15 protein-coding genes are annotated in these 15,366 nt (G+C 62.4%); 13 read left to right on the top strand and 2 right to left on the bottom strand.

Annotated features, from left to right (window positions below; translation table 11 throughout):
• Positions 1-223: 223 nt before the first annotated feature.
• Both K2U94_RS09560 and K2U94_RS09555 read right to left on the bottom strand, forming a co-directional pair.
• Complete coding sequence (locus tag K2U94_RS09560; protein WP_243066987.1) at positions 224-1,984, bottom strand: ABC transporter ATP-binding protein; 1,761 nt, start codon at positions 1,982-1,984, stop codon at positions 224-226.
• Between the two features lie 287 nt (positions 1,985-2,271).
• Complete coding sequence (locus tag K2U94_RS09555; RefSeq protein ID WP_243066986.1) at positions 2,272-3,087, bottom strand: RMD1 family protein; 816 nt, start codon at positions 3,085-3,087, stop codon at positions 2,272-2,274.
• Positions 3,088-3,390: 303 nt separating this feature from the next.
• Here K2U94_RS09555 and K2U94_RS09550 point away from each other — a divergent pair, with 303 nt between their 5' ends.
• The 13 genes from K2U94_RS09550 (at position 3,391) to K2U94_RS09490 (ending at position 15,248) form a co-directional block, all read left to right on the top strand.
• Positions 3,391-3,576 (top strand): hypothetical protein, encoded by a 186-nt coding sequence (locus K2U94_RS09550; RefSeq protein WP_243066985.1) that lies wholly within the window; start codon positions 3,391-3,393, stop codon positions 3,574-3,576.
• Between the two features lie 842 nt (positions 3,577-4,418).
• Complete coding sequence (locus K2U94_RS09545; RefSeq protein WP_243066984.1) at positions 4,419-4,568, top strand: hypothetical protein; 150 nt, start codon at positions 4,419-4,421, stop codon at positions 4,566-4,568.
• A gap of 287 nt (positions 4,569-4,855) precedes the next feature.
• Complete coding sequence (locus K2U94_RS09540; protein WP_243066983.1) at positions 4,856-5,068, top strand: hypothetical protein; 213 nt, start codon at positions 4,856-4,858, stop codon at positions 5,066-5,068.
• On the top strand, positions 5,065-6,897 hold the full coding sequence (locus K2U94_RS09535) for a hypothetical protein (RefSeq protein WP_243066982.1): 1,833 nt from the start codon (positions 5,065-5,067) through the stop codon (positions 6,895-6,897). The genes K2U94_RS09540 and K2U94_RS09535 overlap by 4 nt, the downstream gene beginning before the upstream one ends.
• Before the next feature lie 518 nt (positions 6,898-7,415).
• Positions 7,416-7,895, top strand: a complete 480-nt coding sequence (locus K2U94_RS09530) for a hypothetical protein (protein WP_243066981.1) — start codon at positions 7,416-7,418, stop codon at positions 7,893-7,895.
• A gap of 254 nt (positions 7,896-8,149) precedes the next feature.
• Positions 8,150-8,332, top strand: a complete 183-nt coding sequence (locus tag K2U94_RS09525; RefSeq protein ID WP_243066980.1) for a hypothetical protein — start codon at positions 8,150-8,152, stop codon at positions 8,330-8,332.
• A 62-nt stretch (positions 8,333-8,394) separates the two neighbouring features.
• On the top strand, positions 8,395-8,658 hold the full coding sequence (locus K2U94_RS09520) for a hypothetical protein (protein WP_243066979.1): 264 nt from the start codon (positions 8,395-8,397) through the stop codon (positions 8,656-8,658).
• The gene (locus tag K2U94_RS20750; protein ID WP_425332513.1) at positions 8,609-9,040 is read left to right on the top strand and encodes a CsbD family protein; all 432 of its coding nucleotides are present in this window, start codon (positions 8,609-8,611) and stop codon (positions 9,038-9,040) included. The genes K2U94_RS09520 and K2U94_RS20750 overlap by 50 nt, the downstream gene beginning before the upstream one ends.
• Positions 9,041-9,326: 286 nt before the next feature.
• On the top strand, positions 9,327-10,340 hold the full coding sequence (locus K2U94_RS09510; protein ID WP_243066978.1) for a hypothetical protein: 1,014 nt from the start codon (positions 9,327-9,329) through the stop codon (positions 10,338-10,340).
• 509 nt (positions 10,341-10,849) lie between these two features.
• Complete coding sequence (locus K2U94_RS09505; RefSeq protein ID WP_243066977.1) at positions 10,850-13,111, top strand: TonB-dependent receptor; 2,262 nt, start codon at positions 10,850-10,852, stop codon at positions 13,109-13,111.
• 38 nt (positions 13,112-13,149) lie between these two features.
• Positions 13,150-13,965, top strand: coding sequence for a tonB-system energizer ExbB (gene exbB / locus K2U94_RS09500; protein WP_243066976.1), 816 nt, complete (start codon positions 13,150-13,152; stop codon positions 13,963-13,965).
• Between the two features lie 3 nt (positions 13,966-13,968).
• Entirely contained in the window at positions 13,969-14,394 is a 426-nt protein-coding gene (gene exbD / locus K2U94_RS09495) for a TonB system transport protein ExbD (RefSeq protein ID WP_243066975.1), read from the top strand.
• Positions 14,395-14,516: 122 nt separating this feature from the next.
• A complete protein-coding gene (locus K2U94_RS09490; protein WP_243066974.1) occupies positions 14,517-15,248 on the top strand; it encodes an energy transducer TonB in 732 nt (243 codons plus the stop codon).
• Positions 15,249-15,366 lie beyond the last annotated feature (118 nt).

Raw genomic sequence — 15,366 nt, 5'->3', positions numbered from 1 at the left:
GACTCGGAATGGGAATGATGGAGAGCGTCATTCGGCGGAGGGCGGCAAGGATTGCGCAAAAGGTCGCGCTTTTCCAGCCGCGCCGCGCGCTCTCCAGGCGCACATCGGCTAGAACGCATATTCATCTTTCTGTTTCAATGCGATAGCGATAATTCTTGAAAGCAGCGCCCAACTTCATCCATTGCAGCAGGCATAGAAATTAATTGTTTGATCTTGAGTAGTTTTACTCCGCCGCGGCTCCTGACGAGGCGAGCATCAGGCCGCGGTCGAACTGGGTCTTGTGCAACAAGGCGTAAATGCCCTCGCGAGCAAGCAATTCGTCCTGGCGGCCGGTTTCCACCACGCGACCGCCCTCGATCACACAGATGCGTTCGGCGTTCGCGATCGTGCTGAGGCGGTGGGCGATCACAATGGTGGTGCGTCCGGCGCAAAGGGTTTTCAGCGCCTCCTGCACCGCCCGTTCGGATTCGGTGTCGAGCGCCGAGGTCGCCTCGTCGAGCAGGATCAGCGGGGCGTCCTTGAGGAAGGCGCGGGCGATGGAAATACGCTGGCGCTGCCCGCCCGAAAGCTGCATGCCCTGTTCCCCGACCGGCGAATTATAGCCGTTCTCGAAGGACATGATGAAATCATGGGCGAAGGCGGCCCTGGACGCGGCGATGATTTCCTCGTCCGAGGCGCCGGGCTTGCCGAAAGCGATATTTTGGCGGATCGAGCCTTTGAACAAAAAGGTGTCCTGCCCGACATAGGCGATCTGGCTGCGCAAGGAACGCCGCGAAAAGGCCGCGATTTCCTGGCCGTCGATGAGAATCCTGCCCGCGGTCGGCTCATAGAAGCGCAGAATCATGCTCATGGCGGTGGTCTTGCCGCCGCCGGAGCGGCCGACCAGCGCCGTGGTCTCGCCCGGTGCGGCCACGAGACTGAGCTTGTTCAGCACCATTTCGCCCGGACGATAGGAAAATTCGACATTGTCGAACTCCACCCGCCCCGCTGTGATCTGCAGCGCCGGCATGTCGTCCGGCTCGGTTTCCGGGGTCTTCTCATCGAGGAATTGATAGAGCATTTCGACGCCGAGCAGCGAGGTGCTGATGTCGACATGCAGGCGCGCGACGCGCTTGGCCGGTTCGGTCGCCAGCAGCATCGCGGTGATGAAGGCAAAGAAATTGCCCGGCTGCGCGCCGGAATTGATCACGCGATAGCCGCCATAGACCACGACCATCGCCACCGCGACGCCCGCGAGCGTCTCCATCAAGGGGCTCGAACGCGACTGCACCCGCGTCAGTTTGTTGGCCGCCGTCTCGAAACTCCGAATGGCGGCGACTTGCCGCTCGCGCATAAAGGGCTCGAGGGTAAAGGATTTCACCACGCGGATGCCCTGAGCGGTCTCTTGCAGGGATTCGAGAATGGCGGCGAAACCGTAAAACTCGGTCATGATCACGCGGCGGGCGCGATTGCCCAGCTTTCTGACGCCGACAATAGCGAGCGGCATGATCAGGATCGCGACCGAGGCCAGCACGGCGTCCTGCTGGAACATCGCGAAGGTCAGGCCGAGCGTGGTCAGCACGTCGCGGCCGAAGGCCGTGACCAGAGTGTTGAGGGCGCTGCCCGCCGATTGCGAAATGAACGCCTGGCGAGCGAGGAATTCGGTCGAATGGCGGGCGTTGTAGAAGCTGACGTCCATCGCCAGCATCTTGTCGAAGATCTTCGCCTGACTTTCCGCGATGATATTGTTGGCGATTCGCGACAAAATCACCTGCTGGCCATAAGTGGCGAAGCCCTTGGCGATATAGATCACGGTGATCGCGCCGCCGATCGCCCACATCGCCTCGATATTGCGATCGACAAAGATGCGATCGACAATATATTTCATCATATAGGCGGAAAGGGTCGTGGTCGTTGCGATAACGCCCATCATCCCGAAGGCTAAGACATAGCCCCAGAAATGCTTGGAGCCCTGCTCGCGCATCAGGCGCTCGATCAGGTGCATTTGTCCGGTGGTGAACCACCGCTTCCGTAACTTTTGCTTCAGGGCAGAGAACAAAATCCGGCCTCTCGGCGCTCGGCGGCTTGCAAATGGGCTTCCGCGTCTCCCGCCGCCTGTGGAACGCGCGCCCGGACGCTCCGGCAGCCTCCCCGTCGGGCGCCCACGCGACAAGACCCCTCTGTTAAAGGGAATGGCCGCTGTGTCAATGCCGCGTTCCCCCATGCGGCGCGGCGGCGGCGACGCCATTGCAAAAATGTCACGCGGAGCCCGGTCGCGCTCAAGCGGGGGCGTCAATGCCCGCGAACGAAGATGATTTCGAACAGGGAAATGGCGATTTCCGCGAGAATCAGCAGCACGATCGCCATTTCCATGAAGGACGAGCGGTCGGCGTCGATGATGTCGGTCAGGGCGCGGACGGTTTCGACGATGACGTCCAATTTGCGCTGGAGGGTCTCGCCGCGCTCTTTCAGCTCATATTCGTCCTCCAGCCGGGCGTAGAGGCGTTCGAGGTCCGGCCGGTCCCACAGAACGTCCGGCTTGTCGTCGACCGCGACGCGGCCCGAGACGCGATGCTGCACGCCGAGCGCCTGGCCGATCAGCTTGAGCATTTCCTTGCGGTTGCGGTTGGGCCTGCCAAGCCGCCCCAGAACATTGGCCAGAGGCTCGACTTTGTCAAAGACGATATTGACCTCGCGCTCGTCGCGCGCAAGCGCGACGCTTTTGGCGATGGCGTCGGCAAAGACGAGGAAACGCTCGTTGGACAGGTCCTTGAGCGCGATCTGCCCACCCGGCGTGATGCGCTCTTCTCCCTCCCCGACCAGCAGGGTCGCGATTTCGTCCTCCTTCCGCAAGGGCGAGCCGACCACCCGGCCCTTGAGCCGGGCGAGCACGTCCTCCTCCTCCAGGGGGGTCAGGCCGGCCATGACGGCGACGCCATAGCGGTAAAGCGCCACCTTGCCGTTCTGCCCGACGTGAAAGGCCAGGGGCGAGGGCGACGTCGAGATCGTGTCGGTCCGCTCCAGCCCGCCGAGGTCGATCCGGTCGCCGAGAAGGAGGGCGCGGGCGGTGAAGCGCAGGGGCGCGACGGGAGGCTGAGATTCGCTCATCACCTCCTTTTACCGCAGTTTCGCGACATTTGCGCGCTTCGCTTAAGGAGCTTGAACGCGGATTGACGTCCCCGGGCTTGACGGCGCTTCACGGCCCGGATTCGGAGCCCTGGATTGGCGTTAAATCGGGGGGTGGAAATCAATTCGACAGGAAAAACCCACTCGGACTTGCGAAGTTTTGTTCTTGTTTTGTTTCATGTGAAACATCCGCGACGAACCGCTGGCTCGGCAAGGCTGAGGCGATCAAGACCACTTGTTGTCGCAACATATTATTCTGACGAGAATTTTCGTCGGCGTGCGGGAATGGGAAACAAGCGCGCCCCCTGTTTCGCCGTACGCAAAAATTCGCTTGCCACGGGCGATGCGCGCACAACCGCGCGGTTGCAGGGGGTGGAAATCGAGGGGTTTTTTGCAACAAAATGCCCGGAATCTGCAAAAATCGCGCGATTTTTCACTGCATTTTCACGCCGTTTCACAACCAATGATTGAATTTTTCGCAGCACCAAAGAACCCCAGACGCCGCGACGACGACAACTGCCCCGCCTCCCTCCACGCCGCCGGAACGAGCCTCGCCTGCCACCAAAGCTTACACTTGCGGTAATTGGTGAATTAGTATCACGTCCCCGTAACTCCCGTAACTCCGGATGAAGGCGGGCTCCGGTCCGCCTTTTTTCGTTTCAATTGCATTACGGCGCCTGCCGGTCTTTCTGGTCCCCGCCATTTTCCACCTCGTCGGAATACCCTGGCATTACCGGCATTACGGCATTACGGCATTACCTGCATTACGGCATTACGGCATTACGGGGACATGATACGAAATCTCCAAATTATTTTGACTGCAGCCACATGAAATGAATCTCCTTCGGCTAATTTTACAATTCGCATCACGTCACGGTAATCCACGTCGCCGTAACCCCGAAACCGGCAGCGGGCCAGCCATCACCGCCACGGGTTGTTGCTGATCTGCGGTCGATGCGGCCGCTGGGATGAGAGCGAAAGCCCGCAGATCGACGCCCTTCTGGAGGAGGAAGCGATCAAGGCCGGCATTTCGGGGTGCCGTCCACACCGTCCCCGTAACCGCGAGGACGCGGGGTCAACTTTGTACCCTGCGAACAACAAAGCGCGTGCGGACTTCTTAGGGGAGACCAAATAGCCGAAGATCGAGGCGGCGAAAGACGCGGCGAAGGCGGCAGAACGCTAAAACTGACTTTTTAGCCTGGGTAGTTTCCGGGGGTGCTGTCTGAAATGAGAGTTTCGTAAAGTCGAGACGTCACACCCTCGCCAATTGGGCGAATATCGCAGTACACAGCCCCCTTACCGAGATCAAAGCCATGAATCGCGGCGCTATATTCTATCTGGTCATCGGCGGCCTCGTCGTGATCGTCAGCGTGCTCGGCTATCAGCTTTACCAGGACCGAAAGCAGCCACAGGGCGTGCAGATTCACGTCGGCCCCAAAGGGGTATCAATCGAAAATAAATAGCGTCAAGCTCCGTGTCGACGGTGTTGATCCCAGATCGTGGCGCAGCCTGGCGAGTAGCATCGCCGCTCGCGAAGCATTCTTCCCAAAGGCGTCGCCGGGAAAGAAAAGGCTGTGGAACAGCGTGAATAAGCGCGTTCGCGTGATCCGTCTGTTGATCGATGAGGACAAACCATGCGACACACGGAAAATAGAACAAAGCTCAAGGAAAGCATGACTACGACCGTGGAAGTCGAAGGCCGTGCGCAATTGCTCCAACATACCTTCGACGCGTTGAAAAAAAGTTCGCCGTGACCGACGACATGGTCCATATCACTCGTCATGGGTACGACGACAGGATCGACCGGGACAAAATCGTCGACGACCGCTTCGCCGCCACGCGCCATCTGAGTTTGACCAATTTCGACGATTCCGGCATGGCGCAGGCGGAACCAGCAGCCCGCATCGTCGTTACGAGAGCGCCGCCTCTCGGCAACGAGGCCGGCGCGAGGAGAGGATCTTGATCCGCCTTTTTCCGGAAATGATCCTGCGCCTCGTCTTCCTTCTCTGCGCCTTGTCCCTCCCCGAATGTTCCGCCGCCGCGGCGCCTGTTCGGCCGGCCGCACCCGCCTGCGACTATTCGTCGCTCGAACTGGGGCCGGCCTTCCAGCTGAACGCCGACGAACATGTGTTCGTCGATCAGGCCCGCGAGCGTCTCGCCGTTTCGTGGGACGGCGTCACCATCGGCTACGATCTCGACCGCGGCGGCCCGACCTCGGCCAAGGAGCCGCAACGCTTTTCGCGCGAAGCGGAAAGGCGGTTCGGACGGAAGGCCCGTCCGCCCGCGAGTCTGGCGCGCGCCGGGGAGGACGTGCCCATCGAGGGCCTCGCCGGCTCCGCGTGGCGAAAGACTTTGCCCAACGGCCGCAGCATTTCGATCTCACGGCTTTACGCCAACAACTACGTCATCAAGGTCGGCCCGAAGGACTCCGAAGTCTATCGGTCATTCGGCGACGCCCTTCTCGCCGGAAGCCTATGCGGGCGTCCGATCGCCCTCATGCCGCGTCCATTGAAGCGGAAGCTCAAGCCTCTCGTCGCCTATTTCCTGATGGACGCGCTGTCGTCAGGACGTCTCGACGACTATGCCGGATGGGTGGAGTACAGCCGCGTCTTCAAGGCCTTCATGTCGCGCAAGGAGATCGAGGCGTACCTTTACATCTATGGATACAGGTCGGCGGAACGCATTTCGAATGGGCCGGCCGCGATCACGATGGGGCCATATAAGGGGTGGGTGTTCGCGTGGAACGCAGCGACGCTGTTGTTCCATAAGAAGGATTCGATCAATTTCACTGACGTGTCCTCGTATCAACGGGACGGCAAGGTGACGTTCAAACTGCTAGGATCGCAGCCGATCCAGGGCGGCGCCGAAAACAGGTTCGGATTCTATACGAAGCCGCTCGGCGAGATCGACGTTCGCACGGCAGGGAGCGTGAAGAAATTTCACTGGAGCTGGAGGCAGGGCGATCGGGACTATGCCGCCGACATCAATGTCACCCCAGTCATGAACGACGGCGAGACCCCGCCGTCCGCCTTCCCAGGACACACGCGGCGCGGACTGGTTGCGCTCGACGCGACGCTCGCCCCCAACGACGTGCGGGATCTCGTCGCCGCCTATACGTCCTATTTCAGGTCTCTCGGGTTCAGGTTCACCAGGCGAATGGCCGTCGCCGTCGCGCCCGCCTTCGTCGAGAACGAAATCGCGAAAGGAAAGCTCGACTTTCTCGTCCGCGACGGCCATTCCGACGGCGACGACGACGACGCCATGGTCCTCTATCGAACGGGGTTCGATCTGGAGGGACGGAAAGTCGAGAAGGGAAGGACGATGAGAATCGACATCCTGTTCAACCTGAAAAAAAAGCCGCATCTTTGGCGCCTGCCCTATTCGAATTTCGCCATGCTGCTCGAAAGGCGATCCAGGGAGGCGAAAAATCCGCTCGTCTATCTCGACGGAAGCTGCTGGGGAGTCGAGAAGGCCAAGTTAGCGATCGCGCATGTTCCGGCGTCCCAACTCATGGAAATCGCCGCCAGTTCGCCGGTGAATTTCTTCCGCAACACCGGTCGCAACGCGATGCGAGCCGTTCTCGACGGCGTTATGCAAGGCGCATCCTTCGCCGGATTAAGCGCGCGCCTTTACAAGCTCGCCGGCTACGCCAGCGGCCGCGAGGACCGTTTCGTCCTGCCCGACGATCCGCTTTACCCGCGTTCGGAACCGCTGGCGCGCATCGACCGGCGGCTGCAAATGCGCCGCGGCCGCGCGCCCTTCAAGCCCTACACGCCCGATGGCTACATCTGACGCTGGCACATGTTCACCGTCTTGGACACGGTTGGTGAACGGGAATTACGGTGATGGGGTGGACGGCGGGAACAGCCCGCCCCCGCTATTTCCGAGCGGCAACCAGCAGAACAAAGCGCAAATCCCCGATGTCACCGGCGCCTCAGTGATCTCAACCGGCCCTTTACGGGCCGCATGAGTAGTTTCCGATTCTGCCGCCGAACGTGAGCTGGAGCAAAACTAACCCCTCATTGCACCGAGCGCGCCGCCTCAACATCGGCGCTGCGGCGTTAAAGAGGAAGAGCGAAAACTCATGCGAACATTCATCCTTGCGGCGGTGTCCGCGATTTCGCTTACGGGTGGCGCCAATCTCTACGCCAAATCTGCGGAAGCCGCGCCTTTGTTCAATGGGCTGCGCGGCGCAGTTCCCGTGAGCAACATCGAAAACATCCAGTATCGCTTCGGCGGCCATCGCTACTGCTGGTACCCGTTTGGGTGGCAAGGACCCGGTTGGTATTGGTGCGGCTATGCGAAGCGGCGTGGCATGGGTTGGGGCGGCGGCTATGGCTGGCAGGGCTGGATCTCTCCTGGTCATCGGAAAGGCGTCGATACGCGCCACAACCCCGCACGCGGGGTTGTGGCGCCTGGCGCTCCGAGAGGCGGCCTTGGCGCCGGGCCTGGAGCAGGCCCTGGAGCAGGGCCTGGAGCAGGGCCTGGAGCAGGCCCTGGCGGCGGCGCGAGAGGCGGTCATCCAGGAATCGGGCCGGCAGGAATCGGGCCAGGCGCTGGCCATGGCCGCGTGCCCGGAGGCGGCGGTCACGGAGGCGGCAGTCCAATGCGAGGCGGCGGCCCCGCTGTCGGCGGTCCAGGTGGTGGCGCCGGCCCAGGCGGCGCCGGGGGTGGCCCTGGCGGCGGGGGCGGAGGCCCCGGCGGCCAACGCTGATGGGACCTGCAGGCGCCGGAGCCTTTCTCCGGCTCCGAACCGCGAGAGGATGAGCCGCGAATGCGCGCGACAATGAAGCGGATATGCCGGAAATCAATATGGACAAAGTCTGTTTCATCGTGGTCAAGGCGCGCGAACTCCTGTCGGAGGACGAAGGCGTCAGACCTGATGCGTCCAATCCGTCAGACGATTGCTCGACCATCACCCTGACCGATGCCGCCGACCGGCATTTCATGCAGGAATTGCGGGAATTCATCGACGCCCTTGACGCGACGAGATGGACGCCCTCGTCGCGTTCGCCTGGATCGGGCGGGGCGATTTTACCCCCGAATGGCGCTCGGAGGTTCGGAATCCGGACGGAGCCGGGAGACGAATACAGCCGGCTATCTGCTCGGGACGGCGCTGCTGCCGAACTATATCGAGGACGCGCTTTCGGCCTTCGACGGCTCCTGCGGCGATTTCGAAGAGCGCGAGGTAACCGGCGTTCCTCCGGCGACAGGCGGCCTGGACTGAGCGCTTCGCGCGCAACGGAAATTGTGCGCGCAGGCGCGATGCACGAATGAAGGAGAATCTGAATGAAAACGATGTTGAGCGGCGCGCTGATCGCGCTTGGTCTGACTTTGGCCCTCCCTGCCGGAGCCATGCCTCTCGCGCCTTCATCGGGCGTGGTTGCGGGCCAATCCGAGGCGATGATCACGCAGGTTCATGGATATTACGGGCGCCAAGGCCGGCATGGCGGCTGGTCCCGTGGCCACCATTACGGCTGGGGGCGCGGGCATGGCTATGGCCATGGCTATCGCTATGGTCACGGGCATGGTTATGGGCGTGGCCGATACTGAACCCGGTTCACGAACACGATTTCGAACAGGCCCGCGCCCCACGTTTCCCTCGCCGCGCTGGCCCGACATGGATGGGTATTTTCCGAGCCTGTTCGCGATCCGTCGACGCCTCATATTGTCGGACCCGCGAACAGCAACCCAGGAGGCGATGCGCGGGAACGCTTCGCCTCAATCCCCGAGGAGATTGATCATGGGCAGTATGAGCGACAAAGTTAAGGGCGCAGCCAATCAGGTCGCCGGCGCCGTCAAGGAGGCCGCGGGCCATGCCGTCGGCAACCCGAACCTTGAAGTTGAAGGCGCCGCGCAGAAGCTCAAGGGCAAGACGCAGGAGGCCGTTGGCAAGACCAAGGACGCGATCAAGGAAATCGTAGACAAGGCTTGATCGGGGCCTCAGGCCAGTCGTGAAAAAGGGCGGCTCATTCGCGCCGCTTTTTCACGATAGCGCGTTCGGGCGAATGCGTCTCCCGCCGACTCCTTCGCCCGATCTCAGGATTGTCCAATTTCATTTGAGACAAGGTTATCGGCGAGGCGACGCCTGATCCGGATCGTCGCTTCCATAGAGGGCTGTGTGAACGGCATCATCTATATCGTCGGCCTCATCGTGGTCGTCATGTTCATCCTTTCATTCCTCGGCTTGCGCTGAGCAAGACAAGAAGAAAGACGCGGCCATGACCGACACATCAACGCCAGCCAGTCCAATTGCACGCGGTCCGTCCGGGGCGTCCTACGTCGAATGGTCGGCAATCTTTGCGGGGGCGATTCTTGCTTCCGCGATCATCGTGCTGATGACTGCCTTCGGCTCCGCTATCGGCCTTTCGCTTGTTTCCCCTTATCACGGCCCATCGCCAGCAATATTTTACGTCGCTCTGGCGCTTTGGTTCACCTGGATCACGGTCTCCAGCTTCGTCGCGGGTGGATATGTCACGGGCTGTTTGCGCCGTCCCATCGATGGCGCGACGCCCCATCAGGTCCATGTCAGGGATGGCGCGCATGGCCTTGTCGTCTGGGCAGTTGCAGTGGTCATCGGCACGTCGCTCGCGACATTTTCACTTTCATCCGCTGTCACCACGATGTCCTTGTCGTCCGCGATCAAAGGCGGCGCCGATCATGGAAAGTCCGCGTCATCGGCCATTGCGTCGAGCATCTCGCCTGGGGTCGATCCCATGGGCTACGAAGCCGACGCCCTGCTGCGAAACGATGGAGCGACGATGGGCGGGAGCGGGAACTCGGACTCGTCGCGTCAGGAAGTCGCGCGAATATTGAGGAAGGGCGCGGCCGATGGTTCTCTGAACGCCGATGATCGCGCCTATCTGGCGCGTATTGTCTCGGCGCGCGCCGGCCTCAAGCCGGCTGACGCCGAAAAACGCGTCGATGCAATTTCCGCTCAGATCAAAACTTCAGCCGACAAAGAGCGGGCAGCGACTGAAACCGCGCGCAAAGCCGGGATCCTCCTCGCATTCCTGACCGCCGCCTCGATGGTCCTCGGCGCTGCGGCGGCCTGGTGGGGAGCCAGCGTGGGCGGTCGCCACCGTGACGAAAACTTTGACGCCAGCCATCTGACACGCTGGCGAAACGCCTCCAACGCGGAGAAAAGTCATGGGCCGTTCCATCTTGCTCTGGATGCTCGGCGTTCCGATCCCGATCATCATTCTTCTAGCCCTGATCCGTCACTGAGGACCTGATTTGGCATTGCCCGGGGCCCGCGGGCATTACCGGGCATCAAGGGCATTAAGGGGACATGATACGAAATCCAACAATTATTTTGGCTGAAGCCACATGAAATGAATCCCCTTCGGCTAATTTTACAATTCGCATCACGTCGCCGTAACCCCGAAACCGGCAGCAGGCCAGCCATCACCCCCACGGGTTGTTGCTGATCTGCGGTCGATGCGGCCGCGGCGATGAGATCGAAGCCCGCAGATCGACACCCTTCTGGCGGAGGAAGCGATCAAGGCCGGGTTTCGACCGCAGCGGCAAGTATCTGAGATAGAGGGGCTTTGCCGCGCTTGCAGCGAAGTCGACGCCGCCCATGAATTGGCGTCCGGCGCAAGTCCCTGTTTCGTGTTCCCGCCCGACGCCGAACGAGTTGACAGGCCGTGGTCTCGATATGTTATGTTATAAAATAACATGCGGGCGACGGACTGGGACGGCAATGAAATACACGCGGGCGACCGGATGGCGACAATTGTTGATGCTGGGTGGTTCGATGGCGGCCTTGAGTTGGCATTGTGCCGCGCGCGCCCAGACCAACCTTCCGGAAGTCACCGTGCGCCAGCAAAAGCCGGCCGCGCCGAGGAGGAAGATCGCGGTTGCGCGCAAGCCGGCGCCGCATCCGAATATTCGGCGCATCGCCCATCGAGCGGCGGCGCCCCTGCCCCACCCGCGACAGCCAACGCCCGAAGCTGAAACGCCCGCAGCGGCCGAAGCGCGCGCTCTCGCTCAAAACACAACGGGCCTGAACAAAGCGCGCGCCAACATCCTCCCGCCGCTCGGCGTGAGTCCCTATGACATCAGCGGCGCGGCGATCGCACAGGCGCCGCAGGGCGCCAACGCGCCGCTCGACAAGGTCCTGCTCCAGGCGCCGGGCGTCTCGCAGGATTCCGCCGCGAGCGGATCGCTGCACATCCGCAACGAGCACGCCAATGTCCAATACCGCGTCAACGGCGTGCTGCTGCCCGAAGGTGTGGCGGGCTTCGGCACTCTGCTCGACACCCAGTTCATCGGCAATATGTCGCTGCTGACGGGCGCCCTGCCGGCGCAATTCGGCCTTCATACCTCGGGAATCATCGACGTCACCAGCAAGAACGGCGTCTTCGACGGCGGCGGCGCCGTCGGGGTTTACGGCGGCAGCCATGGAACGATCACGCCAAGCTTCGAATATGGCGGGTCGTCGGGCCAGACCCAATATTTCTTCACCGGCCAATATTCCCAGAGCAATCTCGGCATCGAGAACACGACGCCGGCCTATAATGCGATCCACGACCGCGACGCGCTGAACAAATTCTTCGGCTATGTCTCGACCATTCTCGAAGACGGCTCGCGGCTGAGCTTCCTCACCGGGAGCGCCGTCGGAACCTACCAAATTCCGGCGACCCCCTGGCAGACGCCTTTTCCCGGCGTCGCGGCGCTGCTGCCCAACTCGGCGGCCTTTCCGTCGTCGGCCGTCGCGGAAAACCAGTATGAGGCGAGCCTCTACAACGTTCTGGCGTGGCAGAAATCCGCCGGCGCGCTGGATTTCCAGTTCGCCTATTTCTCGCGCTACAGCGAGCTTCACTTCATGCCGGACACCTACGGCGACCTGCTTTACAACGGCGTCGCCTCCGACGTGCTGCGTGACAGTTTCCTGAATGGCGTCAGCGTCGACGCCGCATATCATTACAACGACGCGCACACGATCCGCGGCGGCCTCTACGCCAGCGGCGAAGACACTTATGTCCGCAATTCGTCCTTCGTCTTCGCCACGGACGCCGGTGGCGATCCCTATGGCGCGCCCTTTCCGGCGCCGGTCGATAAAAGCTCGAAATTCGGCTGGCTCCTCGGCGCCTATCTCCAGGACGAATGGAAGATCAGCCGGCAACTGACGCTCAACGCCGGGCTGCGTTTCGACCAGATGTATCAATATGTCGACGCCAATCAGTTCAGTCCGCGCCTCAGCCTGACCTATGCGCCGTTCGACAGCACGAATATGCACATCGGCTTCGCGCGCTATTTCACGCCGCCGTCGCAGGCGCTGAGCGCCCCCGTCAATCTCGCCGATTTCGCCAATACCACCGCCGCGCCGGCGGTCAGCCAGTCCGGTTCGGTCCTGCCCGAACACGGGACCTATCTCGACGCCGGGATAGAGCAGAAGGTCCTCCCCGGCCTGACCATCGGAATCGACGGCTATCTGAAATGGGCCCAGGACCTGCTCGACGACGGCCAGTTCGGCCAGGCTCTGGTCCTCACCGCATTCAATTACGCCAAGGGTTTCAACCAGGGCCTCGAATTCAAGGTGAATTACGAACAGGGCGACTTCCGGGCCTATGCCAATCTCGCGCTCGCCAAACAGATGGCGACCAATGTCGTCTCGAACCAATATCTGTTCGACCCGGATGAACTCGCCTTCATCTCGAACCATTACATTTATACCGATCATTCCCAGACGCTCACGGCGTCGGCCGGCGCCTCCTATCGCTGGCAGGGAACGCGATTCAGCGCCGACATGATCTATGGCAGCGGCCTGCGCGCCGGCTTCGCCAACACCCAGACCTCCGCGCCCTATGTGCAGTTCAATCTCGGCGCCATGCACCAATTCAAATGGGCGCCGGACATGAAGCCGGTGACGATCCGCTTCGACGTCGTCAACCTGTTCGACACGATCTACGCGATCCGCGACGGCAGCGGCATCGGCGTTTTCGCGCCGCAATACGGGCCGCGACGCGGCTTCTTCATCGGCATCTCGCAAAAGATCTGACGTCCATGACCCCTTTCCCCTCGCGCGCCCGCCTTCGGATGGCTGTTGCCCTGGCTCTTGCCGGAGGCGCATTTTTTGGCGCGGCCGCTCTGGCGCTTCCGGCGAATCCTCCTTCGCCGGAAGCGCCGGAGCTTGCCCGGGCGTCGCTTTTGCCCGACGGCCTGTCGCCTTGGAGCATGTTCCTTTCGGCGCATATCGTCGTCAAGGCGGTGATGGTCCTGCTCGTCCTCGCCTCCCTCGTCACCTGGACGGTCGCCATCGCCAAAGGGCTCGAACTGTGGAGCGGAAAACGCGCCGTAAAGCGCCAATGCCGTCTCCTTGCGCGATCGTGGTCGCTGGCCGAGGCGAATGACGCCCTCGCCGGTCAGGGCCGCCTCGATGAGGCGACGCGGGCGGCGCTGGAGGAAATCGCGCTTTCGCAAGGCGTGCGCGACAAGGGGGCGATCAAGGAGCGGATCGCCTCGCGCCTTGAACGCATCGAAGCGGGCCTTGGCCGCCGCATGGGAGCGAGCGCCGGCGCGCTCGCCACCATCGGGTCGATTTCCCCTTTCGTCGGCCTGTTCGGCACGGTCTGGGGCATCATGAACAGTTTCATCGGGATATCGCAACAGCATACGACCAATCTCGCCGTGGTCGCGCCGGGCATCGCCGAAGCCTTGCTCGCCACAGCGATGGGCCTGGTCGCGGCGATTCCGGCCGTGGCCATCTACAACGCCTTTTCGCGCGGGCTCGCGTCATATCGCGCGCTCTGCGCCGACGGCTCCGCGGAAATCCTCCGCCTCGCCAGCCGCGACCTCGACCGCGCGGAACAGGCGCTCCCGTTCCCTCGCCCCGTCGACGCCGCGGCGGAGTGAGCCATGAGCGCGCGTCTCGATCATGGCGGCGACGATCTGACCGAAATCCACGACATCAATGTCACGCCCTTCATCGACGTCATCCTCGTGCTGCTGATCATCTTCATGATCGCCGCGCCGCTGTCGACGGTCGACGTTCCGGTCAATCTTCCCTCGGCCAATGGGCAGCCGCAGCCCAAGGCCGACAAGCCGGTCACGCTCACCTTGAAGGCGGACCTGTCGCTCGCGCTCAGCAATCAGACCGTCGCGCGGACCGACCTCGCCGCGGCGGTGGCGCGGGCGACCGAAGGCGACAAAGATCCGCGCCTCTACCTGCGCGCCGATAAATCCGTTCCCTATGGCGAAGTCATGCGCCTGATGAACGAATTGCGCGCCGCCGGCTATCTCAAACTGGCCCTGGTCGGGCTCGAATCCGACGGCCCGCCATGACGCCCCGCCCCAGAGCGCCATGCGAAAAAGTGGACGCCGGTTTTTCGCAAAAACGTCGCGAAAACAGAGGACTCGAGAGTCGATCGCGATTTGAGGGAATCGCGATCGACTCTCGAGCCGGCTTGCGATGGGCGCTCGCCGTCGCCATCGCGGTTTTCGCCCATGGCTGCGCCGCCTTCATCATGCTTCCGGAGATGGCGCCGGCCGATCCCGACGCCGGGTCGCCGGCGGCCTTCATCGAACTCGCCCCCGTCGCCGTCGCGCTCGACTCGAAACGCGAGGACATCGAGCCGGGACCGCCGCAGGCGGAAGCGGAAAAACGCGACCAGATCGACGCCCGGGACCGGCAAAAGCCGGACCCCACGCCGCCGCTCCCGCCCGCCCCCGGGCCAGACCAGGCGCAACCGCCGCCGAAACCCGCGCCCGCCGAAACGCAGCAACAGGCGCCCCAACAGGCGCCCCAAGACGAAAGCGCGGCGACGGCCCCGCCCGAGGCCACGGAACACGCCGACCATGCGGCGGCTCCGGCGGTCGGCCGCGCGACCCAAAAACCCTCGGCGGCCGAGCTTCGCTGGGAGAGGCGGATCGCCGTGCGCCTGGAGCGCGCCAAGCGCTACCCTCATGACGCATCCGGGCGATCCGGCGTCGCCAAAGTGATGTTCCGCATCGACCGCGACGGCCGCCTGCTGACCAGCAGAATCGTGGAAAGCTCGGGCAGCGCCGCTCTCGACGCGGCGACCCTGGATTTGCTCAAACGAGCCGAGCCGTTCCCGAAGCCTCCGCGCGACCTCTCTGACGATCGGCTCGTCTTCATTGCCCCGATCCGGTATTTGGCTTCAGCGTCCCGCTCGTGATTACGCAGGCCTCAAAACCTGAAGAACCCGTCCTCTCAACAGGCGATCGATCACGGTCGAATCGGAACAGCCGCTGTCCCTCGTCAGATGAAATGGGCCAGCCCGCGGCTTTTACGGC

It is taken from the genome of Candidatus Rhodoblastus alkanivorans (assembly GCF_022760755.1).
Taxonomy (GTDB): Bacteria; Pseudomonadota; Alphaproteobacteria; order Rhizobiales; family Beijerinckiaceae; genus Rhodoblastus; species Rhodoblastus alkanivorans.
This window is presented reverse-complemented; position numbering and strand designations above follow the sequence as displayed.

What these genes read in the sequence shown, in the direction of transcription:
- K2U94_RS09560 (WP_243066987.1), bottom strand. Translation starts at nt 1,984, where the DNA reads ATGCACCTGATCGAGCGCCTGATGCGCGAGCAGGGCTCCAAGCATTTC.
- K2U94_RS09555 (WP_243066986.1), bottom strand. Translation starts at nt 3,087, where the DNA reads ATGAGCGAATCTCAGCCTCCCGTCGCGCCCCTGCGCTTCACCGCCCGC.
- K2U94_RS09550 (WP_243066985.1), top strand. Translation starts at nt 3,391, where the DNA reads ATGGGAAACAAGCGCGCCCCCTGTTTCGCCGTACGCAAAAATTCGCTT.
- K2U94_RS09545 (WP_243066984.1), top strand. Translation starts at nt 4,419, where the DNA reads ATGAATCGCGGCGCTATATTCTATCTGGTCATCGGCGGCCTCGTCGTG.
- K2U94_RS09525 (WP_243066980.1), top strand. Translation starts at nt 8,150, where the DNA reads ATGGCGCTCGGAGGTTCGGAATCCGGACGGAGCCGGGAGACGAATACA.
- K2U94_RS09520 (WP_243066979.1), top strand. Translation starts at nt 8,395, where the DNA reads ATGAAAACGATGTTGAGCGGCGCGCTGATCGCGCTTGGTCTGACTTTG.
- K2U94_RS20750 (WP_425332513.1), top strand. Translation starts at nt 8,609, where the DNA reads ATGGCTATCGCTATGGTCACGGGCATGGTTATGGGCGTGGCCGATACT.
- K2U94_RS09510 (WP_243066978.1), top strand. Translation starts at nt 9,327, where the DNA reads ATGACCGACACATCAACGCCAGCCAGTCCAATTGCACGCGGTCCGTCC.
- K2U94_RS09505 (WP_243066977.1), top strand. Translation starts at nt 10,850, where the DNA reads ATGCTGGGTGGTTCGATGGCGGCCTTGAGTTGGCATTGTGCCGCGCGC.
- exbB (WP_243066976.1), top strand. Translation starts at nt 13,150, where the DNA reads ATGGCTGTTGCCCTGGCTCTTGCCGGAGGCGCATTTTTTGGCGCGGCC.
- exbD (WP_243066975.1), top strand. Translation starts at nt 13,969, where the DNA reads ATGAGCGCGCGTCTCGATCATGGCGGCGACGATCTGACCGAAATCCAC.